The sequence below is a fragment of the Turneriella parva DSM 21527 genome, assembly GCF_000266885.1.
Classification (GTDB): Bacteria; Spirochaetota; Leptospiria; order Turneriellales; family Turneriellaceae; genus Turneriella; species Turneriella parva.
Genome location: NC_018020.1, coordinates 2,325,239 through 2,351,304, shown reverse-complemented (window position 1 = coordinate 2,351,304; position 26,066 = coordinate 2,325,239). Strand labels below are relative to the sequence as shown.

General features: G+C 55.0%; 20 protein-coding genes and 1 tRNA gene. 14 read left to right on the top strand and 7 right to left on the bottom strand.

From position 1 onward, the window contains the following. Window positions 1-99 precede the first annotated feature (99 nt). From TURPA_RS11245 to pheT, 6 genes are all read left to right on the top strand, one after another. Entirely contained in the window at window positions 100-1,125 is a 1,026-nt protein-coding gene (locus TURPA_RS11245) for an MBL fold metallo-hydrolase (protein ID WP_014803428.1), read from the top strand. Further along, window positions 1,126-1,947: an SDR family NAD(P)-dependent oxidoreductase gene (locus TURPA_RS11240; RefSeq protein ID WP_014803427.1), complete on the top strand. Its 822-nt coding sequence runs from the start codon at window positions 1,126-1,128 to the stop codon at window positions 1,945-1,947. It begins immediately after the preceding gene. Continuing rightward, window positions 1,940-2,509, top strand: a complete 570-nt coding sequence (locus tag TURPA_RS11235; protein WP_014803426.1) for an SRPBCC domain-containing protein — start codon at window positions 1,940-1,942, stop codon at window positions 2,507-2,509. The genes TURPA_RS11240 and TURPA_RS11235 overlap by 8 nt, the downstream gene beginning before the upstream one ends. Then, the gene (locus tag TURPA_RS11230; RefSeq protein ID WP_014803425.1) at window positions 2,506-6,765 is read left to right on the top strand and encodes an efflux RND transporter permease subunit; all 4,260 of its coding nucleotides are present in this window, start codon (window positions 2,506-2,508) and stop codon (window positions 6,763-6,765) included. The genes TURPA_RS11235 and TURPA_RS11230 overlap by 4 nt, the downstream gene beginning before the upstream one ends. A gap of 69 nt (window positions 6,766-6,834) precedes the next feature. Next, window positions 6,835-7,884: a phenylalanine--tRNA ligase subunit alpha gene (pheS, locus tag TURPA_RS11225; RefSeq protein ID WP_014803424.1), complete on the top strand. Its 1,050-nt coding sequence runs from the start codon at window positions 6,835-6,837 to the stop codon at window positions 7,882-7,884. Between the two features lie 42 nt (window positions 7,885-7,926). Next, window positions 7,927-10,359: a phenylalanine--tRNA ligase subunit beta gene (gene pheT / locus TURPA_RS11220; protein ID WP_014803423.1), complete on the top strand. Its 2,433-nt coding sequence runs from the start codon at window positions 7,927-7,929 to the stop codon at window positions 10,357-10,359. A gap of 104 nt (window positions 10,360-10,463) precedes the next feature. Here pheT and rffA read toward each other — a convergent pair whose 3' ends face one another. The 6 genes from rffA to TURPA_RS11190 form a co-directional block, all read right to left on the bottom strand. Next, window positions 10,464-11,585 carry a dTDP-4-amino-4,6-dideoxygalactose transaminase gene (gene rffA / locus TURPA_RS11215; protein WP_014803422.1) on the bottom strand — a complete coding sequence of 374 codons (1,122 nt, stop codon included), beginning with the start codon at window positions 11,583-11,585 and terminating at the stop codon, window positions 10,464-10,466. Further along, window positions 11,582-12,907, bottom strand: coding sequence for an RNA polymerase factor sigma-54 (locus tag TURPA_RS11210; protein ID WP_014803421.1), 1,326 nt, complete (start codon window positions 12,905-12,907; stop codon window positions 11,582-11,584). Before TURPA_RS11210 ends, rffA begins: the two co-directional genes overlap by 4 nt. A gap of 43 nt (window positions 12,908-12,950) precedes the next feature. Beyond that, window positions 12,951-13,736, bottom strand: a complete 786-nt coding sequence (gene lptB / locus TURPA_RS11205) for an LPS export ABC transporter ATP-binding protein (RefSeq protein WP_014803420.1) — start codon at window positions 13,734-13,736, stop codon at window positions 12,951-12,953. An 88-nt stretch (window positions 13,737-13,824) separates the two neighbouring features. Continuing rightward, window positions 13,825-15,093, bottom strand: a complete 1,269-nt coding sequence (locus TURPA_RS11200) for an NADH:flavin oxidoreductase/NADH oxidase family protein (protein WP_014803419.1) — start codon at window positions 15,091-15,093, stop codon at window positions 13,825-13,827. Beyond that, a complete protein-coding gene (locus TURPA_RS11195) occupies window positions 15,093-15,857 on the bottom strand; it encodes a M15 family metallopeptidase (RefSeq protein ID WP_014803418.1) in 765 nt (254 codons plus the stop codon). The genes TURPA_RS11200 and TURPA_RS11195 overlap by 1 nt, the downstream gene beginning before the upstream one ends. 42 nt (window positions 15,858-15,899) lie before the next feature. Further along, a complete protein-coding gene (locus tag TURPA_RS11190) occupies window positions 15,900-16,244 on the bottom strand; it encodes an STAS domain-containing protein (protein ID WP_014803417.1) in 345 nt (114 codons plus the stop codon). Between the two features lie 128 nt (window positions 16,245-16,372). Here TURPA_RS11190 and clpS point away from each other — a divergent pair, with 128 nt between their 5' ends. Genes clpS through TURPA_RS11175 form a run of 3 tightly spaced genes read left to right on the top strand, consistent with a single transcriptional unit; the run spans window position 16,373 to window position 20,289 of the window. After that, the gene (gene clpS / locus TURPA_RS11185; RefSeq protein ID WP_014803416.1) at window positions 16,373-16,678 is read left to right on the top strand and encodes an ATP-dependent Clp protease adapter ClpS; all 306 of its coding nucleotides are present in this window, start codon (window positions 16,373-16,375) and stop codon (window positions 16,676-16,678) included. A gap of 19 nt (window positions 16,679-16,697) precedes the next feature. Then, window positions 16,698-19,013: an AAA family ATPase gene (locus TURPA_RS11180; protein ID WP_014803415.1), complete on the top strand. Its 2,316-nt coding sequence runs from the start codon at window positions 16,698-16,700 to the stop codon at window positions 19,011-19,013. 10 nt (window positions 19,014-19,023) lie between these two features. Then, window positions 19,024-20,289, top strand: coding sequence for a metallophosphoesterase (locus tag TURPA_RS11175; protein ID WP_014803414.1), 1,266 nt, complete (start codon window positions 19,024-19,026; stop codon window positions 20,287-20,289). 39 nt (window positions 20,290-20,328) lie between these two features. On the opposite strand, the gene TURPA_RS11170 is transcribed toward TURPA_RS11175, so the two are convergent. Next, window positions 20,329-21,255: a hypothetical protein gene (locus tag TURPA_RS11170; RefSeq protein WP_014803413.1), complete on the bottom strand. Its 927-nt coding sequence runs from the start codon at window positions 21,253-21,255 to the stop codon at window positions 20,329-20,331. A 190-nt stretch (window positions 21,256-21,445) separates the two neighbouring features. Here TURPA_RS11170 and metK point away from each other — a divergent pair, with 190 nt between their 5' ends. From metK to TURPA_RS11140, 5 genes are all read left to right on the top strand, one after another. Beyond that, window positions 21,446-22,612: a methionine adenosyltransferase gene (gene metK, locus TURPA_RS11165; protein ID WP_157210630.1), complete on the top strand. Its 1,167-nt coding sequence runs from the start codon at window positions 21,446-21,448 to the stop codon at window positions 22,610-22,612. Window positions 22,613-22,747: 135 nt separating this feature from the next. After that, window positions 22,748-23,026, top strand: a complete 279-nt coding sequence (rpsT, locus tag TURPA_RS11160; protein WP_014803411.1) for a 30S ribosomal protein S20 — start codon at window positions 22,748-22,750, stop codon at window positions 23,024-23,026. A 34-nt stretch (window positions 23,027-23,060) separates the two neighbouring features. Continuing rightward, window positions 23,061-23,134 (top strand) — tRNA-Val (locus TURPA_RS11155). An 816-nt stretch (window positions 23,135-23,950) separates the two neighbouring features. Continuing rightward, entirely contained in the window at window positions 23,951-24,523 is a 573-nt protein-coding gene (locus TURPA_RS11145) for a hypothetical protein (RefSeq protein WP_157210473.1), read from the top strand. Between the two features lie 118 nt (window positions 24,524-24,641). Then, on the top strand, window positions 24,642-26,063 hold the full coding sequence (locus TURPA_RS11140; protein WP_169314416.1) for an ankyrin repeat domain-containing protein: 1,422 nt from the start codon (window positions 24,642-24,644) through the stop codon (window positions 26,061-26,063). Window positions 26,064-26,066 lie beyond the last annotated feature (3 nt).

Genomic DNA, 26,066 nt, shown 5'->3' with positions numbered 1-26,066 from the left:
AGCTAACGTTTTTTGAGTCGATGCGTCCATAAAAGCAGTGTTGCTGACAAAATACACAAAAAAGTAGACAGTGACTACTTAAATGATTACACTGACATCGTGCGCCCCCTGCCGCTCATTTTGGCGCTCGCAACGCTGCCCCACTGCGCTTCGGCGCCCAATCTGCCCGCGAGCGATCACTTCAACGGCTCGGTTTTCTATAACGACCCGCCTGCCGAACACATGGGCGCCCTCGCAATGGCGCGCCATGTCATGTTTGGCAGAAGCAGCAACTGGCCGGGCGAAATGCGGCCTGTGGGCCAGCAAGAAGCGCGGGCGCTGAAAGCTGACACGATAAGAATTACTTTCATCAACCACGCGACGCTGCTTATCGAATTCGGGCAGGTCGCAATACTGACTGACCCGGTTTGGTCGACGCGGGTCGGCCCCTATGCGTGGGCGGGGCCAAGGCGGGCTACCGAGCCAGGCATTGCGTTTGAACAGCTGCCCAGAATCACCGCGGTGGTGATCAGCCATAACCACTTCGATCATCTCGACCTGCCGACGCTGCGCCGGCTCAAGACGGCATTTGATCCTCAATTTATTGTACCACTCGCAGTTGCCGATCTCATTCACGGTGAAGTTTCACCCAGAGTCACCGAACTCGACTGGTGGCAGTCTTTTTCGGGCGCAGGCTACAAGGTAGTGATGACTCCCGCCCGGCACAATTCGCGCCGCGGCCTTTTTGATCAGGACAAAACTCTCTGGGCTTCTTACGCGATCTTTGCTGATAAAACGCACTTCGTCTATTTCGCAGGAGATACAGCGTACGGCGGCCATTTTCGCGAAATCAGACAGCGGCTCGGTTCACCCGTCGCAGCGCTCTTGCCGATTGGTGCGTATGAACCCAACGAGATCATGCGCCACGCGCATGTGAACCCGGCTGAGGCAGTCAGAGCGCACCGTGACCTGGCTTCACCGCTCTCGATCGCGATGCACTTCGGCACGTTTAACCTCACTGCTGAAGACATCGATTCGCCGGCCAAAGATCTGCTCAACGCAAGCGAAAATGCAAAACTCAAAAGCGGAGAGTTCGTGGTGCTGCGCGAAGGCGACTATCGTGATATTAGAACTAAGGAGAAGTAAATGCAATTAACGGAAAAAGAAAAATCAAGACTGCACAAAAAATATGGCCCCTGGGCGCTTGTGACCGGCGCATCGTCGGGTATCGGTAAAAGTGTCGCAGAAAATCTGGCCTCGGCAGGCTTTCACCTCGCATTGGTCGCAAGACGCAAAGCAGAGCTCGAGGTTCAGGCAGAATATTACCGCAACAAGTTTGGAGTCGAGTGTTTTGTTCACAAAGAAGACCTGAGCGACATCAATGCACCGGCGCGGTTGGCAAAAGCAACGGCGAACCTGCGCGTGGGCTTGGTCGTGTTATCGGCGGGCTTCGGTACATCGGGTGAGTTTCACCGCGGTGATCTGCAAACAGAAATCGAAATGCTGCGCGTCAATGTCGAAACGGTGATGCGCCTCTGCCATTATTTCGGCGGGCAGTTCGCATACCAGAAGCGGGGCGGAATTATTTTGCTGAGTTCGCTGGTGGCTTTTCAGGGCGTGCCTTACGCGGCGCATTACGCGGCGACCAAGGCGTACGTTCAGTCTTTGGGCGAAGCTCTCGCTGTTGAACTTAAGTCTCACGGCGTCGACGTGTTGGTGGCTGCGCCTGGCCCGGTCGCCAGCGGCTTTGGCCAACGTGCACAAATGCAGATGGGTAACCCACCAGATGCTGCGCGCATCGGCGCCCCCATCTTGCGTAAACTCGGCAGGGGTTACCTGGTTATGCCCGGTGCACTCAGCAAACTGCTGATCTTTTCGCTGAAGACCGTGCCACGCCGGTTCGGCGTCAGAATAATGCAAATAATTATGGGTTCAATGACAAAAGATAAGAGGAGTCAATATGCGTAAATGTATCTTGCTGCCCATTGCAGCTCTGACGATCTTTAGCGCCTGCCAGTCTACGGGGCCATCGATAGCCAAAAGCCGAAGCTACGAAGAGCAGATTAACTGGCCTGAAGAATTCAAGCCTGAAGAGGCAAGCTTCTACATACACAATTCGATAGAGATCAATGCGCCCGCCGAAGCCGTATGGCGCGAGCTCATCGACGCCACGCGCTGGCCTGAATGGTACGAGGGCGCAGAAAACGTGCAAATTCAGAACGGACAGAGCTTGCTGCAAGATGACAGCGTCTTCACCTGGTCGACGATGGGGCTAAATTTTGTGTCGACCGTCAAAGAGTATGTACCTAACTGCAGACTCTCGTGGCGCTCGCAAAAAGCCGTAATTCAGGGCTACCATGCCTGGCTGATAATTCCGCGCGGCAAGGGTGTGCTACTCATCACTGACGAGTCGCAACGCGGCTTTCTAACCTTTTTTCAGAAAGTGTTCGTGCCGAATAAGCTCTCGCGACTGCACGATATCTGGTTGGCGGGCATCAAAAAACGCGCTGAGGCGAAAGTCGGCATATGAAAGAGAAATCCCTCATCACCGAACGGGCGAGGTTCTTCTGGTTTCTGGGCCTCGCTTTGGCGCTCTATGGATTTTTTTCATGGTTCACCGTCGCGAAAGAAGAAGATCCGCGCATCAAGCCCCGGTTTGGCACGGTGAACGTCATCTACCCCGGGGAATCACCCTCTGAACTCAATAGCTTCGTGGTGCGCGAGATCGAAAAAGAACTCACGGCGGTACGCGGTATCGAAAACGTCGACATACGCATTCGGCCAGAATTTGCCTTCGTGCGCATTGAGCTCAAAGGCTCCGTTGCGACAGACGCAGCCATCACGCGCGAGTGGGATGAAGTCGAAAACGCGCTGCGCCGTGCCGAGTTGAAGTTTCCCAAAGGTGTTATACCACCTGCGCTCAACCGCAAGACCCTCGACCAGGAAGCGATACTCATCGCCCTCACCGGCCCGGCAGCCGATCGCCACCGGGCTCTCATCGTGCTTGAGAATCGGGTTCTGCGCATTAAGAATGTCGCCTCGGCAGTGCGAATCGGTGACGACGGAAGGCAAATTACCCTCGCACTCGACAAGTCACGCCTCGCCTCGTCGGGGCTTACCGCCCAGCAGATTCTTTCGCAGCTCTCGGCGGCAAACCAGAGACTTGGTGGCGGTAGTTTCGATGCTGGCGGCGAAAAAATCAATGTCAAACCGCACAATGGCTTCGAAAGCATCAGTGAAATCGAGAATTTTTCGCTGATCGCGAAAAATGGGGGAACGATCACTCTGAAGACACTTGCACGCGTGAGCGAAACTGAACGCAGACCCTTGGCCGATGAAATGCGCTTCAACAGTAAACCGGCTTCAGCGCTTGGCATTGTTGCGCGCAGCGGAATCGATTTGGTAGCCTTCGGCGATCAGGTCGCCGCGGCGGTTAAAGAGTTTCAACCGGGCCCGGGCGTTGAAATCGTGATTCTGAATTCACAGCCCGAATTTGTACGCGGCCGCCTCAGCGAACTTGCTTTCGCGCTGCTCGAAAGCATGGCGATTCTCGGGGCGATGATGCTCGTCACGATGGGGTTTCGCGTCGGGTTGCTCGTGACGCTGATGCTGCCGGTTGTTGGGCTGATCACGCTCGCTCTCAATGGCATCGCAGGTGGCGTATTACAGCAGATTTCGATCGCGGCGTTCGTCATGTCGTTGGGGCTGCTGATCGACAACATCATTGTTGTGGCCGAAAGCGTTCAGGAAAAACTCGATAGTGGTCTCGGCAAGGCCGAGGCAGCGGTGAGTACCGTGAAAACATTCACTGTCCCGCTGCTCTCGTCTACATTGACGACCGTTGCCTCGTTTCTGCCGATGCTTCTCGCCAGGGGAACAACGGCAGAATTCACCTTCGCAATACCCGCGATTGCCATTACCGCGCTTTCTGTCAGCTGGCTCGCTGCGGTGTATCTCACGCCTGCCTTTGCAGCCGCCTGGCTGAGACCCGGCACCTCGAGGCAGTGGCCGTTTCTCAGCAAAGTTGCCGACCTGATTGCAGAGACCGTGCTGCAGCGTACGCGGCGCATCGGCTATGGTCTTGTAGTTCTGCTCGTCGTGGCAATTCTTTCGGCCGTGACGGTGGGGCAGAAGTTTTTCCCTTCTGCTGACCGTAACCAGCTGGTGGTAGAGATAGTCTACCCTGAGGGCACGGCGCTCTCGCGCACACGCTCTGCCGTAGAGCAGGTCGAGCGCTTTCTGAGCCAGTCGCCCCATGTCTCTGGCTTTGCAGCCTTTGTCGGCCGTTCGACTCCGCGATTTTATTACAATCTGAACCAAGAACCCAATTCACCGCAGCTGGCGCAGGTGCTTGTTCTGACGCGGGGGCAGAAATACCACGCTGCTTTACGAAAAGAGCTGGCTTCATTGCCGATCGATAAATCGCCGCGCCTGATCGTGCGCAGTCTTGAACAGGGCCCGCCGATACCAGCACCGGTTGAAATCCGCCTTATGGGCGACGAAGCTCTGCCTTATGCCGAAAAAATGGTAACAGCACTCCAGAGCTTGCAGGGAATCGGTACTCTGCGCCACGACTCTGAAGGCACCATCAGAGAATTTGCGCTGCGGGGCCGTGACGGCCAGCTTGCAGAGAACGGACTGACGCGCGCCGATCTGGCACTCGCCACGCTCGCGACAACGCGCGGTATCGAGGCGGGCTTCTATAGAACGAGTGACGAAACCTTGCCGATAGTTGTCGGCTACCCTGAAGGGGAAAATGCGAGCAGTAAAAGTCTCGCTGCCGCGGTCGTTGGGCAAACGACTGATCGGGCGATATTGGTTGGTGCCAGCGCGGTGGCGTCGGAGCACCGGCACCCCGGTATTATCAATCGCCGCAACCGGGAGAATGTGGTGCGCATTCTGGCTGAGACCGATAACAAACTGAACAGTGCCCAAACACTTTCGGTCGCGAAGTCATACCTGACCGCAAATCCGCTGCCGGAGGGTGTGCGTTTTGAAATCGGGGGTGAATTCGGAGAGTCATTAAAAGCGAATGGGGCAATTCTGGCTGCCTTGCCGCTCGCCATGATTATTCTGATCGCGATTCTGATTTGGGAGTTTAACTCAATCAGGCTGACGGCAATCATCATGACGGCCGTGCCCACGGCTGCGCTGGGCATTATGCCCGGCCTTGCAATCGGCAGGCAGCCGATGGGGTTCATGGGTATGCTCGCGCTTTTTGCTCTGATCGGTATCGTCGTGAACAATGGAATATTGCTCATCGATCGTTTCAGGTCCGCAGAAGAAGAGGGTCTTGACCGAAACAGCGCCGTGCGCACCGGCATTCTCGAACGCCTGCGCCCCATTCTGCTGACGAGCGGCTCGACAATACTCGGCATGGTGCCGCTGACGTTCACGAACTCGACTTTGTGGCCGCCGTTCGCGTGGGCGATGATCTCAGGGCTTGCGGTTTCGACGCTTTTCACGCTATTCATCGTACCGTGGCTGTATGCGAAAATGGCGTGGCGAAAACCAGCCGCACGCCTGCTGAGCGCTGCAGCTCTGCTCTTGCTTTTCGTGCCGGGTATTTCTGCCGACGACACGAAGGTTCAGCCGATCTCCATTACCGAAGTCATCGAGGGTGCGGCGCGATCACCGGCGGCAAAAGCTGCATGGCACCGCGCTGCGGCGGCCAAAGCCGGCAAGAACACTGAAATTCTGGGCGTGTGGGGGCCGCGCGTCACAGCAGGAGCCGAATACATCGTTCGTGACCGCGAATTTTTTCTGCAGACGCCCTTTGGGCAGTTTCCTTATGGCAGGCAAAACTACGGTCAGGTGGGTGTTGAACTCTACCAGACTCTCTGGTCGTCAGAGGGAGCTTTGGCGAAAATACCCTCGAGCACTCTGCGCTCTGAGGCGGCCGACCTGATGGCGCGGTGGGAGACCATGAGTGCGCAGCACACGGCAATTGGGCGTTTCTACGACTGCGCAGAAATTTCTGCACGCAGCGACGTTCTCAAAGACCGCCTGAAAAATATCAATCAGTTGCGAATAGAATTGAAGCGCCTGATCAGAGGCGGTAAGGCCCGTGATATCGACGATGCGAAAGCGGCAATGCGGCTGGCTGAGGCACAGAATTCGCTGCAGTCGCTGGCCGACGCCGCGGCGGCATGCGAGGCCGACCTCGGCCGACTGACCAACTCTGAAGGCGCCCGCAGACCCGAAAGTCGCGCTTCGGCACTTCAGCCGAAAACTGAACAGATTGCGCTCGATAAACGAGCAGATCTGCAGGCACTTGCCTTGCTCGTCGAAGCCGCGCGAAAAGAGCGCGATGGCATTCTGCTCGAGTCAATGCCCGAAATCTATGCGCGCGGCAATTACACGCATTTCGGGGCGCGACAGTTCACCCCCGAAGACTGGTTTCAGGCTTCGGTCGGCGCACGCATACGCATACTCGACGGCGGTACACAGATTACCCGCCGCCAGGTAAAAGATGCCGCGTACGAAGAGAAGAACCAACAGTACATAGATGCTCTTAAAGCTGCGCGGGTTCAACTCGACGATATCGAGACGCGGTATAGAACCGCAGATGGTCAATTTCTGGCCATTCAATCTGAACTCAAAGCCGCCGAAGAGCGCCTGTCTGGTGAGAGGGCCAGGGTGAACCAGGGTCGCGTTGCCGCAACCGATTTGCTCGAGGCACTCGATATCTATTGGCGCCGCAGAGAGGCCCTGGCTCTGACAGAGCTGCAGGCCGAGCGTCTGAACTGGACACGGGCCTACCTAAAGGGAGAGCTTTTGAAATAACGGGCGTAACTGTTGCAGCAGCCTCATAGTCTTTGACGCCCTGTCTTAAATCCCCATTTTATCGGACAAATGGCTGACTTGATCTCTGAAATACAGGCCCTTGAAGCTGAGGCTGCTGCTGCAATCGCCGCTGCTGCCGACGCAGAAGCGCTCGCGCAGGTGACGCAGAATTTTACCGGCAAAAAGGGCGCTCTGACGGGCGTTATGAAGCAGCTGGGATCACTCACCCCCGAAGAGCGCACCGCCGTCGGTAAGGCGGCCAATACATTCAAGGCTAAGCTCGACGAGCTCTTGGCGGCAAAAGAAAAACAGCTGACGGAGTCAAAATTTGCTTCGCTGGCAGAAACCGAATTTCTCGATCTTTCCGTTACTCCACCAGAATTTTCCCAGGTGCGCGGCGGCGTTTCTTCAGGACACACACACCCGATCACGCAGACGCAGCGGCGACTCGAAGCAATATTTACCTCGATGGGTTTTTCGATCGTCGATGGCCCGCAGGTCGAAGACGACTACCACAACTTCGGCGCGCTAAATTTTACCGACGACCACCCCGCGCGCGACATGCAGGATACGTTCTACACCGTGACCGGTCATTTGTTGCGCACGCACACCTCGACTGTGCAGATACGCGCGCTCGAGAGCATGAAGCCGCCGCTGCGCATTATCGCCCCCGGCCGTGTGTTCCGTTATGAAGAAGTCGACGCTTCGCACGAGCACACCTTTTACCAGATGGAAGGCATGATTATCGACCGCAAGGTTTCAGTCGGCAATCTGTTGCACCTCATGCAGACGTTGCTGACCGAAGTTTTTGGTCGTGAGGTGGATGTCAGACTCAGACCCGGTTATTTTCCGTTTGTCGAGCCTGGCTTTGAGCTCGATATGAAGTGTTTGGTATGTAACGGAGCAGGTTGTTCCGTATGCAAACACTCCGGCTGGGTAGAAGTTTTGCCCTGCGGCCTCGTGCACCCGAACGTGTTGCGCTCCGCCGGTCTTGACCCTGCTGAGTGGCAGGGTGCCGCGTTTGGTTTGGGCCTCAACCGGCTTGTCATGATGCAGCACGGCATTGAAGACATTCGCCACTTCATGGCGGGCAAACTCGAATTTTTAAGGCAGTTTTGATGAGACGCCAGGGCGTCTCATCAAAACCAGCGAGGTAAGAATATGAAACTATCTTATAATTGGTTAAATGAATTTGTCGATCTCTCGGGCATAACTCCGGTCGAGCTCGCGAATCTTCTGACGATGAAGACCTGCGAGGTCGAAGGCTTCGAGCCGTTCATGGACCACATGGCGAAAATTCCCGTGGCGTTGATAGAAGAACTCACGAAGCACCCCGACGCGGACAAACTCAAAATCTGCAAAGTGAATACCGGCAAAGAAACCGTGCAGATTGTGACCGGTGCGGCGAACGTCGAACTCGGTAAGAAGTTTCCCGCGGCGCTCGTGGGTGTTAAGCTGCCCGATGGCCGCGAGATGACCAAGGCAAAGCTGCGCGGCGTCGAAAGTTTTGGCATGCTCTGCTCGGGCGGCGAACTGGGCATCACGCAGCTCGATTACGCCCCCGCAAAGATCGACGGCCTCATGCCCCTCCCCGACGACTGGAAAGTCGGTGCCCCGCTTTCTGACTACTTTGGTGCAGCTGATGTCATTCTCGATATCGATAACAAGTCGATCACGCATCGCCCTGACCTGTGGTGCCACTTCGGTTTTGCGCGCGAGATCGCAGCGCTTTTGGGCAAGCCGCTCAAGAAGAACCCAGAAGAGGCGACCTTCAAGACACAGCCCGCGAAACTCCCCAAAATTGAAATCGAAGGTCGCTCCGCTATTACCTACTGCGGGGCAGAGCTCGCCGGCTTCAAAGTGCAGTCTTCGCCGCTCGCGCGCCAGCTGCGGTTACTTTCAGTTGGCCAAAAGCCGATCAACAACATCGTCGATATTTCGAACTCCGTGCTGTTCGAGATTGGCCAACCCAACCACGCATTCGATCGCTCTAAGCTTGGTGAATTGGTGCGCGTCGATTACTCGAAAGCCAAAGAAAAGATAGCGCTCTTAGATGGCACAACGCATGAACTACCCGAAGGCCTTGTAGTGATTCGCGATGGCTCGACACCCGTCGCACTCGCGGGCGTCATGGGTGGTGCGGGTACAGAGACCACTGCGGCCACCGAGAAGCTGTTCCTCGAATCGGCAACGTTTCACCGCAGCGACATTCGCAAAGCGGTTTCGAAAACCGGCATACGCAGTGATTCGTCGCAGCGCTTTGAGAAGGCGCAGAACCCCGGCAAGGCAAAGGCAGCGATCTACCGCTTTGCTTCGCTGCTGGCAGAAGAACAAGGCGGAGTCACCCTTTCGGAAATTGCTGAAGTCTCAACCGAAGATTACACGAAAACCCAGCCGATCATCGTCACCAACGAGTTCATCGACCAGAAACTCGGGCACATCGGCAACCGCGCTGACAGCAATGCTGCGATACTGAAGCGCCTCGGTTTTGCCGTTGAAGAGAAGGGAGCCACGCTCGTCGTCACGCCACCCGCCTGGCGCAAGTGGTACGACATCACGATCGGTGAAGATCTGGTCGAAGAGATCGGGCGCTTTATCGGCTACAAAGAAATCGCCATTGAACCAGCGCTGGTTCCATGTGAAACCCCACGCTCGCGCAATGGCGTGCGCGAACTCGAACACGGACTGCGTGACCTCTCGGCGAATCACCTGCACCTCACCGAAGTGCTCAACTATGCATTTCACAGTGAAAATGATCTGAAGGCCGATGAATTCTTCTGCACGGCCAGTGAAGCCATGCGCATGCAGAATTCGCTGCACAGCGATATGGCATTTCTGCGCATTTCGCCGCTGGCAGGCCTCTTGCGCTCGATTCAGGCCAACTACCGCGAAGAAGGGAATACACGCCTTTTCGAAATCGAAAAGCTGATGCTACCACCAGAGAATGCGACGCTCGCCCGGCGCGAGGCGTATTTCTACGCGGGAGCACTCACGTCAGAAGCAGAGCCGGCGCTCGTCGCTCAAGAAGTCGGTGCGATAGTCTCGACTATTCTCGCAAGTTGTGGTCTCATGCGCCACGACCAGGTTTTCACCAACGAGGCGCATGGCATATTCAACCCTGGCCGTTCAGGCACCGCAGGCACGAAAGACAAAAAGATTTTCCGCTTCGGTGAAATACACCCAAAAATACTGGCTGAGTTTGGTATCAAAACCCGTGTCTGGTATTTTGATGCCCTGATAGAGAACCTGCTCGCGCTGAAAGTGGAAAATCCGACTTATCGGCCGCCCTTTGCACAACCGGCTGTAGATTTTGATCTCACGTTGGTCATGCCCAAACGCGGTGAATTTACTGCGCTCAAGGCTGCGGCCGGCGTTGTGCAGCCGCTCGTGCGCCGCGATCTCGACAAGACTGTACTGGTCAGCTTCGAGCATGTGAGCACGTTCACCGGTGGTAACCTGAAAGAGAATGAAAAGGCAGTTTCAGTACGCGCGGTCTGGCGCAACCCGACGCGCACGCTGGCGTCAGATGAGATCAAGAAGCTTCAAGACGGCTTGATTCTAAAAATGCAAAAAGCAGGATTTTCCCTTCGTTAGATTCTAGCTCGCAGGGTAGCAGCCTCACGCATTTGACCGAAAGCTTTGTCGAGTGCGACAATGCAGGCAATCATTCGGGCCTGCATATAGCCCTGAATAGTTATTCAGCGCGTGCGATAGAAATCGAGCACCGAGCCCGCGACGCGTTCAGCGCCGGTTGCCCCGAGTTCGGCGAACATTGGCAGCCGCACGAGGCAGTCGGTAAACCGGTCGGCGTTCGGCAAATCGCGGCCGTCGTGTTTGTCGGCAAAATACTGGCTCTTGTGCAGCGACAGGTAATGGAATACTGAAGCAATGCCCTGCTGCTTCAGGTAATCGATGAGTTCGGTACGCTCTTCGAGGCTGCGACAAACCAAATAGAACATGTGTGCATTGTGCGGCACATTGGGCATCACCTGCAGTCCCTTCCCGTTGAGGGGTGAGAGCATCTGGTAATATGTATTCCACGCCTGCATGCGCAGCTGTTGAATTTGATCAATGCCTTCGAGCTGCGCAAGCAAAAACGCTGCAGTGAGCTCTGAAGGTAAGAAAGAAGAACCGATGTCTACCCAGCCATACTTATCGACCTCGCCACGAAAGAATGCGCTGCGGTTGGTGCCCTTCTCCCAGTGAATTTCGGCTTTATTGACGAATTCTTCATGGTTGATAACCAATGCACCACCTTCACCGGCGATTATGTTCTTTGTATCATGAAATGACAGAGCGCCCACATGCCCGATGCCTCCAAGATTTTTCTCCCCAAGTTTTGAATCCACCGCCTGCGCGGCGTCTTCGACGACCCAAAGCGAATGTTTTTGCGCGAGCTGCATCAGAGCCTGCATATCGCAGGCCTGCCCGCCATAGTGCACCGGCACGATCACGCGCGTGCGCGGGGTAATGAGGGCTTCGAGTGCCGCAACATCGAGATTCGGGTGGTCAGGCTGGCTGTCGGCAAAAACGAGTTTGGCGCCGCGCAGCGCAAAAGCATTCGCGGTTGAAACGAACGTATACGAGGGCAGAATAACTTCATCGCCGGGCTGCACCTTCACGAGCAACGCAGCGATCTCGAGAGCATCGGTGCACGACGTGGTGAGCAGTGTTTTGCGAAATTGGTATTTGCTCTCGAGCAAAGCCTGGCATTTTTTTGTAAAATCGCCGTTTCCTGAAAATTTGCCCGAAACGAGCACCTCGTCAAGCCGTGCCTTTTCGTTGCCTGTGAGGTAGGGTTTATTAAAGGGTATTTTCATTTCGATTTCTTACGCGATGATTTCTGGTGAATGAGCCGGCGGTATTTGTTGACAGTTCGCCGCTTCACTTCAAAACCCTGGTCTTGAAGTATCTCAGCAATAACCCGGTCGGATTTTTTACGTTCTGAGTCTTGCGCGAGCAATGTCAGAATTGCCGTCTTCAGGTCTTCGGCGCTGCGCTCGCTGCCGTCAGACGACTTGATTTTGCGCATCAGAAAAAGCCTCAGCGGAAAAATACCCCACGAGCAGTGAAAATACTTACGGTTCAGGATGCGGCTGATGGTTGAAACATGGCGATTGGTTTCTTGCGCGAGATCTTTGAGACTCATCGTGCGTATGTAAGCAGAGCCCCTGGTAAAAAACTCGTACTGCTTTACCGCTATAATGCGCGCGACCTGCATAAGCGTGTCAGATCGAAAGGCAAGAGTTTCGACGAGCGATTTTGCGGTGTGGTAAGTGGCCTGCCACTCTGCCTGCCTCGTCGCGGCCGCAGAATCTGCCACCCCGGGAGTTTTTTTGCCGCGCATCTGCTCATAGAGCTTGTGGTTCACGCGAAATCGTGGTAAATACTGATCGGAGACTTTGACGTAAACCTGTTTCTCTTTGACTTCAAAGAATATTTCGGGTAAGGCCCACTCGGCGGCGCTGCCGTCGCTGCGGTTCACCGGGTGGGGGTCGAGCGCGGTCAGCAGCTTAATCTTGGCATCGAGAGTTTCGAGGTCAATTTCGAGAATTTCGCACAGCGAGTTTTTTTCTGCCTGCGAGAACCGCGAAAGGCCTTCACGCGCCTGCCCCAGCATATCGATCAGGTCGAAGAGCAGTTCATCTTTACCATAACGCGCTTCGGCCTGCCAGCGCAGGCTCTGCCAGAGATTTTCGGCCCCGACGCCGCAGGGTTCGAGCTGTTTGAGGTATTCAATGCACGCCCTGAGGTCGCGCGAACTGAAGTTATAGTCGGCAATAATCGTCCGGTGGGGAAAAGTGGTAAAGCCATCATTGTCGATCGTCGAGACGATAATACGCGCCAGATCATAAATTTTGTCGGGCAGGCCCATGTCGACCAGCTGCAGCAGCAGGTTTTCTTGCAAGCCGATGTGCGCACTGGCGATAAAGTCGCGCCCCTCACCTGTTGAAATCGGGGGCGCTTCACCCGACGAAATTTCTTCAACAAACGGATTCTCGGCAATAACGCGCAGAATTTCTTCTCGCAACTCATGCTGCGGCAATGACAGCAGCTGTACCGCATGCGTCAGCGTACCGTGTAATTTTTGCCTGACAGTCGTTTTGAGCGCTGTGTGCTGTCTGAGTTGGGCCTTCGGCATGTTCTAAACGCTGCGGCGGCGTGCGCTTTGCTTCACCATAGAATCAAATCTTAAAGTCGTCGCCCAGATATATCTCACGGGCCTTTTTGTCTTTGATCAATATGTCTGCAGTCCCTTCGATCAAAACCTGCCCCTGAAAGATAATGTACGCACGATCGGTAAGCTTGAGCGTTTCGCGCACGTTGTGGTCTGTGATGAGAATACCGAGCCCGCGATCTTGCAATTGCCAGACGACGCGCTGTATTTCTTTAACGGCGATAGGGTCGACGCCTGCGAACGGCTCATCGAGCAGCAGAAACTTAGGGTCTGAAGCGAGCGCGCGCGCAATTTCAGCACGCCTTCTCTCCCCGCCCGATAGGGTTATGCCATTTTGTTGCTGCACATGCTCAATTTCGAGCTCTTTCAGCAGCTTGTCGGTACGCTGGCGTATTTCTTCTTTATCAAAGCCCCTGAGTTCGAGAATCGCCTCTATATTCTTGCGCACCGACAGTGTGCGAAAAATGGACGCCTCTTGTGCAAGGTACCCAATGCCCCGGCGCGCACGCATATACATGGGCATGTTCGTGAGGTCTTCGCCGCCAAGAAAGACCTCGCCGCCCGACTGGCGCACGAGCCCAATTGTCATATAGAATGACGTTGTTTTACCCGCTCCATTCGGGCCGAGAATGCCAACGACCTCGCCCTGTTTAACATTGTAAGAAACACCGCGCACCACGGTGCGTTTGCCGTACTGTTTCACGAGATTGCGCGCCTCGAGCGTCAGCGCGTCAGGCGCAATAACTGGCGCTGGCTTATTAAAGATATTTTTTTCTGGCGCCGCGCGGGGCATTGTTTACTCCGCAACGGTCGGTTGCGGCGGCAACCGAATTAAGATAGCGCAGGGGCTGCGAGTAAAGAATTCAGAGCCGATTTTGCGTCTATTTCGAGAGCAGCCGTGACAACAAACCCGAAGCGTAGTGAAAACCCACGAGCGGCAGTGCAAGCAGCGGACTCAGCTGAGGGTCAGGCGCTTTGCCCTCGGCGATGCGCGCCAGCTGTAACGAATAGTAACCCAGCTCAACCATGCCCAGGCGGTCAATCGCTGCGATGCCCGTCTTCACGGGACCGATATCGCTCTTTGCCTGCGGGTCGCTGAGAAGCCTCTTGGCGAGATGCGGCTCCATCGCGAGTGGGCGGGCAATACCAACCACATCGACCGAACCCGATTCGATCGCGGCGTTCATCGCCGCTGCGCTGCGAAAACCGCCGGTCAACATGATGGGAGTTTTTACCGCGAGGCGTATTTTTGCCGCGAACGGCAAAAAATACGCCTCGCGGGATGCGGTCGAATTTTGTAAGCCGGTCGACGACAAAGAGGGCATCGTGCCCGTCGCCGACCCACGTGCCTCGTGCACGCCGGTCATGGCGGCACTCTCATAGGTACCACCTGAAATTTCAATGAGATCAACGCCCTCCGCTTCGAGCGCTTTAGCGACCTTTACTGCGTCGTCTTCGTCAAAACCACCGCGCTGAAAATCTGCGGAGTTAATTTTGATACCGATCGGAAACTCTCGCCCGACGGCGGCGCGCATTGCCCGAAATATTTCGAGCACGAACCGCATGCGGTTCTCGATGTTGCCACCCCAGCGGTCGCTGCGCTGGTTCGCAAGCGGCGACAAAAACTGGCTGACGAGATAACCATGCGCGCCGTGAATCTGCACGCCGTCGAAATGCGCATCTTTGCACAGCCTGGCAGTGTTGCCGAATTTTCTGATAATTTCAAGAATCTCCGCTTCTTCGAGAGCATGCGGCGTGCGAAACGCGAGGCTGCCGATTTTGAGCTTCACGGCAGACGGTGCGACAGTAACTTTCGAAATCGCTGCCGGCGCCTGGCGGCCCGGGTGGTTGATCTGCGCCCAGATTTGAGAGCCATAGCGCTTCGCGCGGCTTGTCCATTCGCGAAAGTGGTCAATATCTGCATCGTCTTCAAGCACGACGTTGCCCGGTTCGCCGAGCTCACGGCTGTCGACCATCACGTTGCCCGTAATGATGAGGCCGAGCCCACCCTGCCCCCAGACATCGTAAAGGAGCCAGAGCTTTTCATGCGGCTTACCATCGAGCGCAATATTTTCGCTCATGGCAGATTTCGCGAGGCGGTTGGCAATCACCGCACCGCAGGGTAACTGTAACTTGTTTTCGATCGCCATCAATAGCAACTCGCGTCGATGTTCTGTACGTAATCCATGTAGAATTTTGCCGAGGCTTTGTCGCCCGCGAAGCCCGAAGGTTCGAGCGCGCCCGCGTTCTGCTGGTACCTCTTCAGGTATTGCGAAGCGAGCGGTCGGTACGACCAATGCCAGCGCTCTTCTTGATAGCCGTGCGCAAACTTGCCAGCGTGCCGTGAATTGGGGTCACCGTTGTAAGGTTGGCAGAAACCGAATTTGGGTCCGTTCGCAACGAGCCAGTTATAGAATTCAAGACCTCTGCCGCTCTTGAACGAACTGTTGTGCAGCGCGGGCGCGGTCATTTTCGCTTCATGAAAATCGATGTCGGTGCCCCAATGGTGGCGCGAGGTGCCCGGCATCGACGAAAAATTTAGAATGGTAAGCGCGCGCTCTTCATCGCTTTTCACTGCAGTCGCAAGATTCTTGCCACCCACGAGACGCTTGCCGGTGAATTTTTCTTCCCAGATTGCCTTTTGCGTTGTGAAGTTTCGGGTCGCCGAAACGACGGTCAGGTTAAAGCCACTTTTTTTTGCTGCTTCGGCGAGTTTCGCGAGCGCAGCCAGCGTTTCTGCGTGCAGATATTGCTTGCGACCTGGGCTTAACGCCGCGGGCACGGGTACAAACTCGCGCCTCTTTTCGGGCGAGAACTTTCCGTTGATCACCCGCAGATCAGCCTGAGCAAAAAGAGATGTGAGGATATATAAAGAACCTAAAACCAGAGACTGCCGTACGAATCTTGCGCGCATATTGAAACTGCCTGCCAGGCGCGTTTGGGGTCGGTATCCTGCTTAGGCTTTCGCAGCCAGCGCTTCTTCTTCGGTTTCAAACATGTCGAAGAGAGTGGTCAGTTCAATCACGTCGAAAATACGCTTCACCGCCGGGCGCACGCAGCAAATTTTCAGTGAACCTTTGAGGTCTTTGAGCTTTCTCAAGAGCGCGATCATGACACGAAAGCCCGAAGATGACATATATTCGACATCTGCCATGTTCAGCACGAGGTGCTTGATACTCTTGGCTTCGATTGTCTTCAGCAGGTATTCTTCAACCTCGCCAGAAACCGCAACATCGAGCCTGCCATGCAGGTAGGCAATAGCTGTCGCGACGGCTACGTCTTTTATCTGCACAGTATCCATGACCGCCAAGATCGAAAGGAAAGTCGGTCTTTCAAGAGATTTTTGTGGCGGCCAGCGGGCCCAAAAGATGTAGAATTGGCCTGCATATTTTTGCTATCCCCCCGCTATAGAATTATATTTACCGGGTAATGTCTGTTGGCGCGCGGCGTGACGAAGATACCGATGTTCTAACCAGGGCAAAAAAGCCGCGGTTATACAAGGTTATTCTGCTCAATGATAACTACACAACGATGGAATTCGTCGTGTATGTATTGCAGAAGTATTTTCAGAAGAACGAGCACGAGGCCAAACGCATCATGCTCGACGTGCATAATAACGGCAGCGGGGTCGCGGGCACTTACCCGCGCGAAGTTGCCGAAACAAAGGTAAAGCAGGTCATGGCGCACGCAGAGCAAGAGGGTTTTCCTCTGGCGTGCAAGTCAGAACCTGAATAGTTGCTGAAAGGAGAATCGCGTGGCTAATGTCGTTGAAAGAATACACCAGCGGGCTTTTGATCTGGCGCGCGATTTTAAGAACTCGATCATCACGTTCGAACACGTCTTGCTGGCAATCACCGATACCGATGAAGGTCTCGAGATCTTACGCGACCTGAGGTGCAATGTCGAAGAGCTGCGCCGCGACCTGACACAACACATTCAGACATTCGACCAAGATCTCGACGCAGAAACTGAAATTGCCGAATCGGCGGCCCTGACAAATTTTCGTGAGATGCTGCTCGTGCGCATGATTCTGAACAGCAGCCGCGAACTTTCGATCGCCGACATTTTCGACGGCATTTTCAGGCAACGCGATTCTCATGCCGCCTATTTTCTCGAAAAGCAAGGCATCAACCGCGCCCGGGTGCTGCGCTACATCACGCACGGTCTGACTCCGGCACCCGCCGAACCTGCGGGCGAAACGGTCAGCGGCGAAGGCGGCGACGAAGGGCAGGCGCAGGCAGCCGAAAGCCCCGACAAAGTTCTCAAAGCTTTTACCGTCAACATGACCGAAGAGGCGCGTGCGGGCAAATATGACAATCTGATTGGCCGCGCCGAAGAGCTCAGCCGCACGATGGAAATTTTATGCCGCCGCAACAAGAATAACGCGCTGCACGTCGGCGAACCGGGCGTAGGCAAGACGGCGATTATGCGCGGCCTGGCGCAGAAGCTCGTCGCCGGCGAAGTACCACCGCGCCTTAAGGGTTATGAGATCTATTCGATCGATGTCAGCTCGCTTGTGGCCGGCACACGCTACCGCGGCGACTTTGAAGAGCGCATGCAGGCAATCATTGCAGCACTGGCGGCTAAGAAGAAGGTAATTTTGTACATCGACGAAATTCACCAGATCGTCGGTGCGGGGGCCACGCGCGGTGACAGTATGGATGCTGCAAACATGCTGAAGCCAGTGCTGACGCGCGGCGATATGCGCTGCGTGGGGGCAACAACCTACGAAGAGTACCGCCGTTATTTCGAGAAAGACCGCGCGCTCTCGCGCCGCTTTCAAAAAGTGGATATAGCAGAGCCGTCGCGTGACGACGCGTACCAGATTCTTCTCGGGCTGAGAAAACTTTACGAAGACTATCACGAGGTCGCGTACAGCGACGAAATTTTGCGCAAAGCCGTCGACCTCTCGGCAGAGCATATCAACGAGCGCTACCTGCCCGATAAAGCCATCGACGTCGTCGACGAAGCGGGCGCTTCGCTGCACATTCACAAGCCAAAGCAGCGCGAGGTACTCGAAGCCGATCTGCGTGCGATTGTATCGCGTCTCGCCAATGTGAACCTTGAATCTTACAATACAAGCGAAGGTGCCGGCCTAAAGTCAATCGCAGAGAACCTTAAGGCGCGAATTTACGGGCAAGACGCCGCGGTCGAAAAAATCGCCCGGGCAATCAAGCGCCACCGCGCGGGCCTTGGCAACAAACAGAAGCCAATCGGCAGCTTCTTGTTTACCGGCCCTACCGGCACTGGCAAGACAGAACTCACGCGCGCAATCGCTGGAGAGCTCGGCGTCGAGCTTATTCGCTTTGACATGAGCGAATATATGGAAAAACACAGCATCTCGCGCCTCTTGGGTTCACCCCCCGGTTATGTCGGTTTTGACCAGGGTGCACAACTCACAGATGCCATTCGTAAACACCCGCGTTCGGTGCTGCTGCTCGACGAGATCGAAAAGGCCCACCCCGACATCTTCAGCACACTATTGCAGGTCATGGATTATGCCACCGTCACCGATGCGACCGGCAAAAAGGCCGATTTCAGGCACGTGCTTCTGGTCATGACTTCGAATGCGGGCTCTGGTGAACTGAGTAGTGCCCGCATTGGCTTTGAAGATAAGGCCAAAGGTGCTGCACATGTCAAGTCGGCGCTGAAAACATTCTTTTCGCCAGAATTTCTGAACCGGCTCGACGATGTCGTCGTGTTCGACCGCCTTTCAGACGGCGTGCTCGATAAGATCGTCGATAAAAACCTTGCGGAGCTCAACCGCCAGCTCGAAGAAAAACAGATCAGCGTGGCGCTGACTGCCAGCGCGCGCAGACATTTAGCTGCCAAAGGTTACGACCCGGTCATGGGTGCGCGCCCTATGGCGAGGCTGTTTCAAGATACGCTGCGCGACATTATTACAGACGCGATTATCGATGAGCGCGTGGCTGCCGGCGACACAGTGACGATCACCCTCGAGGGCGAGACGCTGCAAGTGGCGTCGATTACGGGTCAGACCAAAAGCAAAACCGCGAACAAGATAAAACCGCTGCCTGCGAAAAAGGCCGCGCCGGGCAAGATGAAGTAAGCGCGGCACGATGTCGAGACTCATTATTTTTAAGCTTGTAGCGGCGGTCATTACGCTCACGTTGCTGCTTTTCCAAATTGTAATCTGGAAAAAGCTCTCGCCTTATGTGAGCCGCCTGCGCTTTCGCAAATACATCCGCATTGCGTACTTTGCGATGGTCGCTGCGGGCCAAAGTATCATGTGGTTTGCGGTGCTGAGCCCCGGTCGCGGCATCGATTACACATTGCCGCAGTGGTACCTGCCGATACATAGTATTTTACTCGGCATCAATTATGCGCATTTCGCCTGGCTGTTACCCTTGGTTTTTTTGTGGGTACTCGGTATGCTATGGCAGCGACTGCGCCGCCCGCCGACCGATAATACCATCACAGGTCAAGGAGTATCGCGGGCAGACTTTATACAAAAAGCTGCCACAGTCTTAGGCGTCGGCGTCAACCTGCTGCCTGCTGCGACAAGTGCAGCGGCGATCAGCGGCATGTTTCTGGGGTCGCGCGAAATCTGGGTTAAAGAGGTGCCGATCAGAATTGAAGGTCTGCACGACGACCTCAAGGGCATCAGAATTCTGCAGATATCAGATATTCATATCGGGCAGCTGATCGGTGAGAAATATCTCAACTTCGCGCTCGGCCTGATGCAGGCTGCGAGGCCCGATTATGTCGTCGTCACCGGCGATATCATCGACAACAATAACGCGTTTCTGCCAACCGCCTCGACTTTTTTTGCGCTGATCGATGCCATGCTGCCCGAGCGCCGCGGCTACGTGGCGGGTGGCCGCGTTTTCGGTGCAATGGGCAACCACGATTACATCGACGATGGCGTGAAAGCTGCAGCCGCGTTTAATTCAGCCGGCCTTGGAATGCTGCAGAACGACGTGCAGATTATTGGTCGGGGTAAAGGTAAACTACAATTGGCGGGTCTCGACTACCCACCGCTCGGCGGGGGCCGCAGTGAGATTATGCAGCGGTACTTCAGGCATACGCAGGGCCAGCTGCGCGCCGGGCTGCCCACGATTCTGCTGAACCATAACCCGGCAGATTTTGAATTTCTCAAAACACAAAAGGTCGACCTCGTGCTGTCAGGCCACACACACGGCGGTCAGATTAATTTCTCCCAGAAACAAAACTCTTACCTCAATGGCGCGCATTGGATATACAAGTATTATGTCGATCATTACAGCGAGTATGGTTCGCAGCTTTACGTCAACCGCGGCCTGGGCCACTGGTTTCCTCTGCGGGTTTCGTGCCCACCTGAAATTTCTGTATTCGTGTTAAGCTAGCAGCCTACGGGGCCAGACGGTTAATTTTTCAGCAACGTGCTAGAGCGATGAAATTACCGAATATAGAATGATCGCGAGAATTGCGGCTCCAAGAACGCCGAGCCCGATAACCATGAGCTGCTTTTTTTCGGCAGGCAATGAAGACGAAAGCGGGGCTTTTGACTGCACTGCTGACGCGGCCGGCTTTTTGACCGGTTCTGGGGTTCGCACCAGCACGCTCTGCTCTTCGATAATACGGCCGTAGACGCCGTCTTTCAGCCGACCGACGAGCTCTACGCCCACGCCTGGGTAGGTCACGCTGGTGATGACAAATGGCGCCGATTTCACAAAGCCACTCTCGGTGCGAAGGCCTGCCCCGTCGATGAACGCATTCGCCCGGTCGTCTTGCGGCAGCACACGAATCAGAATCGTGTCGCCTGGCCGTAATTCTTTCACGTCTTTGCCGGTAATGGGGTCAAGGTCGAGCTTAACCGGCAGGTAGGTACCATTCTCACCCTCAGTGCTTTTTGCCTCTGACCCGGCATTGTCATCGCCGTCGTTCAGTGAAGCCTTCTCGGCATGCGACTCAAGAAAAAACTCTTCGTCTTTGATCACGCGCCGGTAAAAGCCGGCGAGCACGAAATTGAGCGTCTCTTGTTTGCCGCTGTGCATTGCCTTGAGCAAGTCGCCAAAGAATTGTTTGTCGAGCGCGAGCTGTTTCAGCTTCGCCTGAAATTCATTCGTGATCGACTGCGAATATTTGTTTTCGTATTTTAGCTTATTGATCAGAGCTTCGTATTTTTTCCATGAATCAGTCGGATTCAGGGCATTAAACAAATCTGACCCGACCGTGATCACGACGGCCGCCACATCGATATAACCGCCCTTCTGGTTTATGATAAAGAAGAATTGGCCGTAGTAACGCATGTTGGGCGCACGAAAGCGACCCTTGAGCGCAACCATAGCTTCTGACATTAATTCGGCCATACCCCCGTGTACGGTGCGTACCGCTTACGTCAAGCTTTTCAGGCGCGTTTTCGTGGTAGATCCTCAAAAAAAAACACCTCAAAATCGGCCTTGGGTTGTCGTGATATACTTCAGCGCTTCGTCTTATGCGCAGAGTCTGCATGCTGAATAGTCATTTACAGCATGTGTGATCGTCTCGTTTCAGCGCATGATTCAAGATCGCGATTATGTCTTCACTTCAGAGTCAGTCTCTGAAGGCCACCCTGACAAGGTGTGCGACCAGATTTCAGATGCCGTGCTCGATGCATACCTGGCACTCGATAACACCACCCGTGTAGCCTGCGAAACGCTCACCACTACCGACCACGTAACCGTAGCCGGTGAAATTTCAACTTCACCCAAGGGCCACATTACCAAAGAAAAAATTGAGCTTATCGCGCGCGATGTCATGAAAGACATTGGCTATGTTCACGACGATATCGGCTTCGACTACCGCACTGCCAAAGTCCATATTCTGCTGCACGAGCAGTCACAAGACATCGCGCAGGGCGTCACCGGCGATGGCCTGCATAAAGAAGAAGGCGCAGGCGATCAGGGCATGATGTTTGGCTTTGCTATCAACGAGACTGATGCCTTGATGCCGATGCCGATCTATTACTCGCACAAGATTCTCGAAGAGCTGACACGCCTGCGCAAGACCAATGCGTTGCCATTTCTTCGCCCCGATGCGAAATCTCAGGTGACGGTTAAGTACGAAAAAGGGAAACCAGCGGGCATTCAGACCGTGGTTGTTTCAACGCAGCACACACCCGACGTCGAACACGCAAAACTCACCGAGCAGGTCATCGAGATGTGTGTCAAAAAAGTTTTGCCTGCCGAACTTTTGAAAGGCACAAACTATTTCATCAACCCTACCGGGCGCTTTGTCGTCGGGGGCCCACACGGCGACTGCGGTCTCACCGGCCGCAAGATCATCGTCGACACCTACGGTGGTTACGGGAGGCACGGCGGTGGCGCCTTCAGCGGCAAAGATCCGTCGAAGGTCGACCGCAGCGCGGCGTATATGATGCGCTACGTTGCCAAGAACGTTGTGGCTTCAGGTATTGCCAGCCAATGTGAAATTCAGGTAGCCTACGCCATCGGGGTTGCCAAACCCGTTTCACTGCTTGTGAACACTTTCGGCACCGGCAAAGTTGCCGATGAGAAGATTGAACAAATCATTCAGGCAAACTTTGATCTGACACCGCGTGGCATTCGCGAGACACTGAACCTGCGCAAGATACAATACCGCCCAACGGCTGCGTATGGCCACTTCGGCCGCACAGGCCAGAACTCATTCACATGGGAGAACACCGACAAGGCGGGCGTTTTTAAATAAAACGTCCTGGGTCAGCCCTTCGACCGGCCTGCACGGGGTCTGTTGAGGGGCCGGCACTCAGCTTGTCGAAGTGTTGACGACCTGACTCAAATTCGCTCATTGCCACAAGTCACGACATCAGGAAAGGTTTAAGAAATGCCCAATATCGCATCTGCCAAGAAGAGAACTCGCCAGAACGAGAAACGCCGTCTGAAAAATCAGGCTGAAAAATCGGCGATTCGTACTCAAGAGAAAAAGCTGCGCGCTCTCGTCGCAGAAAAGAAACTTGAAGAGGCACAGAAGGCACAGGTGCAACTGAGCTCACTCGTAGACAAGGCAGCGAAAAGAAATCTCGTTCACAAGAACGCGGCATCGCGCAAAAAAGCCCGCACTGCACAACTGGTAAAAAAAGCCAGCGCACCAGCGGCAACGTAAGATTTATGACGGCCAGAGGCCGTCTTTTAAAAAAGGGCGATTAGCTCAGTTGGTTAGAGCACCTGCCTTACAAGCAGGGGGTCGTAAGTTCGAATCTTACATCGCCCACAGTTCCATTCTCTTGAATTTCGGGCAATTAGCACCGAAGACGGAGCAGCGGCGTTTCGCAGAAACGCCTTTGCACAGTTGGTTAGAGCACCGGCCTTACGGTTCGACGAGCTCACCGCAAGCAAGCAGGGCTGCCCGAGGGGCAGGCGCAGCAAAGCTGCGCGGTCGTAAGTTCGAATCTTACATCGCCCACAGTTCCATTCTCTTGAATTTCGGGCAATTAGCACCGAAGACGGAGCAGCGGCGTTTCGCAGAAACGCCTTTGCACAGTTGGTTAGAGCACCGGCCTTACGGTTCGACGAGCTCACCGCAAGCAAGCAGGGCTGCCCGAGGGGCAGGCGCAGCAAAGCTGCGCGGTCGAAAGTTCGACGACCAAGCGGTTGCACAGCAACCGCGCAGGTCTCGGTCTTCCGTAATCTTACATCGCCCACAGTTCCATTCTCTTGAATTTCGGGCGATTAGCACCGAAGACGGAGCAGCGGCGTTTCGCAGAAACGCCTTTGCACAGTTGGTTAGAGCACCGGCCTTACGGTTCGACGAGCTCACCGCAAGCAAGCAGGGCTGCCCGAAGGGCAGGCGCAGCAAGGCTGCGCGGTCGTAAGTTCGTTCGCCGGCGCTTGCCCCGCAAGCGACGGGCGCCGTCTTCGGCAATCTTGTCGGGGCCACGGATGGGCCGACACAGCCGAGCGCACGATGCGCGTCAGGCTGTGCCGCCCACAGGTAAAAATGGCTTAAATTGCGCCCCGCGCAATTTAAGCCATTTTTTTATTCCGATTGCATTTTCCCCTGCGTTTGTAAACCTGCGTCGCGATGAAGGTGATTTTTTTATTTGTGCCGTTGGCTTTTTCGGGCCTTCTTGCCGCCGAGCCAGATTCCAGCGCAGTTGAAAGGCTGCGGCGGCAATATGGCTGCTCTTCGCTGCGGGCGGCGACGCTCGTCGCTGAGCGTTCACCAGGCAGACCTGCACTCTATGCTTGCTACCGTGGCCGCGAGTTGGCCCACCAAAAACTCTCGTACATCGAAATCTCAGATGAGTCGGCGCGTGAATTCATGACGCTCGAAAGTTTCGCCGCGCGGTTTGCCCCGTTCAATGACGGGGCTGCAGCGACAGCACTCGCAATGGCATTCACGAACGCCGAACCAGCGCTCGGCGCAGTCGATGGCGCCCTTTTCAGCCGCGTTGCCCCACCCGGCAATACGCCGGCCGTTGCCCCGAGTGGCGCGGGCCATCGCGTGCGGCTTTATGAATACGCACCCCAGCAGGGGCACTGCGAAGTGCCGGGTTATTATGAAATCGTCGTGCAGACATGGCCCGACGGATTAAAACGACAGATAAGAAAGGTGAAGGTTTATGAGCGCAGCGACAAACAACAGATTTGTGTGGATTAACAACGTGCAGCGAATTATTTCCCTGCGGAATATATCCCGCATCATTTTGCTGCTATGCTTGAGCCTCGCGAATCTCTCAGCACAACCGGCACCCGGTAAGCCTCAGCCTTCGTGTGGCATGCCGATCTTTAACAGCGCGCGCGAACGCGCTTTCTATTACAAACGCACCGGCTGGAAACCCGGACAAACCATCAAGGTCTACTTCGTCAATGGCACCGAGCTCGAACGCGGCGTCACAGAACACTATGCCCGCGAATGGGAAAGGTATGGTAACTTTAAATTCGAGTTTCATCAAGAGAAAAAGACAGTTAAAGAGCACACAATTCTCATTAAATACGAAGCGCAAAAGCCGGGTGTTGCCGGTTGGTCAACGGTCGGCTGGGGCACTGAGAGTACCGATTCGCACAGCATGAGCTTTGCGGTCGGTACGCGTTCAGAAGGCACTATTCTGCACGAGTTCGGCCATGCGCTGGGGCTGAGCCACGAACAGATGAGCCCCGGCGGCGCGATCGACTGGATTCCCGCAGAGGCGTACAAATACTTTCGCGAGCAGTTCAAATGGGATACAGCGAAAGTCGATGCTGAAATTCTGGGCAAGACTTCAGATGCGAACATGAATTGGACTGAGTTCGACCACGAGTCAACAATGGGCTATTACCTGCCCGGCAAATTATTCAAGAGCGGTAAGCCGCTGGGTGTAAGCTTTCATCTTTCAGAGCTGGACAAAAAAGGCATCGCGCAGATGTACCCGGGAAGGCAGGCCCCCGCCGACAGACTGCCGACTGACCTCTACTTCGCCGACTCGGGTCGTTTCATCGATATATCGGCGCAAGAGGCGACTGTCAAAGTATTTCTCGACGACCAGCTCGTGAAAGAAGTAGTCGCACCGAAAAATGGCTATGCTGGCAAAATTGATATCGACCCTTATCTGCGCAACAAGCGCACAAAGCTGAGCATTTCAATACAACCTTCAGGTCAAAAGTTTCAGGGGTTTGTGACGGTACAAGAAACCGGCAAGTATCTTTTCAGCCTCGGCTGCACGCATGAATACCCCTGTGCGCGGGGTAATCAGACCGTGACGCGCTCGGTCTATCTGACACACTTTCGCGACCGCAACCGCGGCCAAGACAGCTTTGGCAGCGTCGTCACCAACACTCCGCCGGTACCTGCACCGACTGACGACTATAACGACCTTAAGGGTAATATTACGATCAACGACCAGTTGAATGCGAAACTCTTAAACGCAATTCTCGGGCGCAAAGTTGGCGAAGCACGCACGTGGCTGGCAAAAGGCGCGAACCCGAATGCCGCCTACCAGGGGTGGACAGCCCTGATGCTCGCGGCTTACCTCGGCGAAAACGATATTACGAAGATGCTGATTGTTCGGGGTGCCGCACTCGATACCAGGATAGCCGACTACTGGACAGCGTACTTGATCGCGCTGAAGCTCAATCGCCTCGACACGGCCGAACTTCTGCAAAAAGCGGGCGCAACAACTCGCGGGGCGACCATGAACATGCGCAGTCTGCCTTCGCTCTAGCCT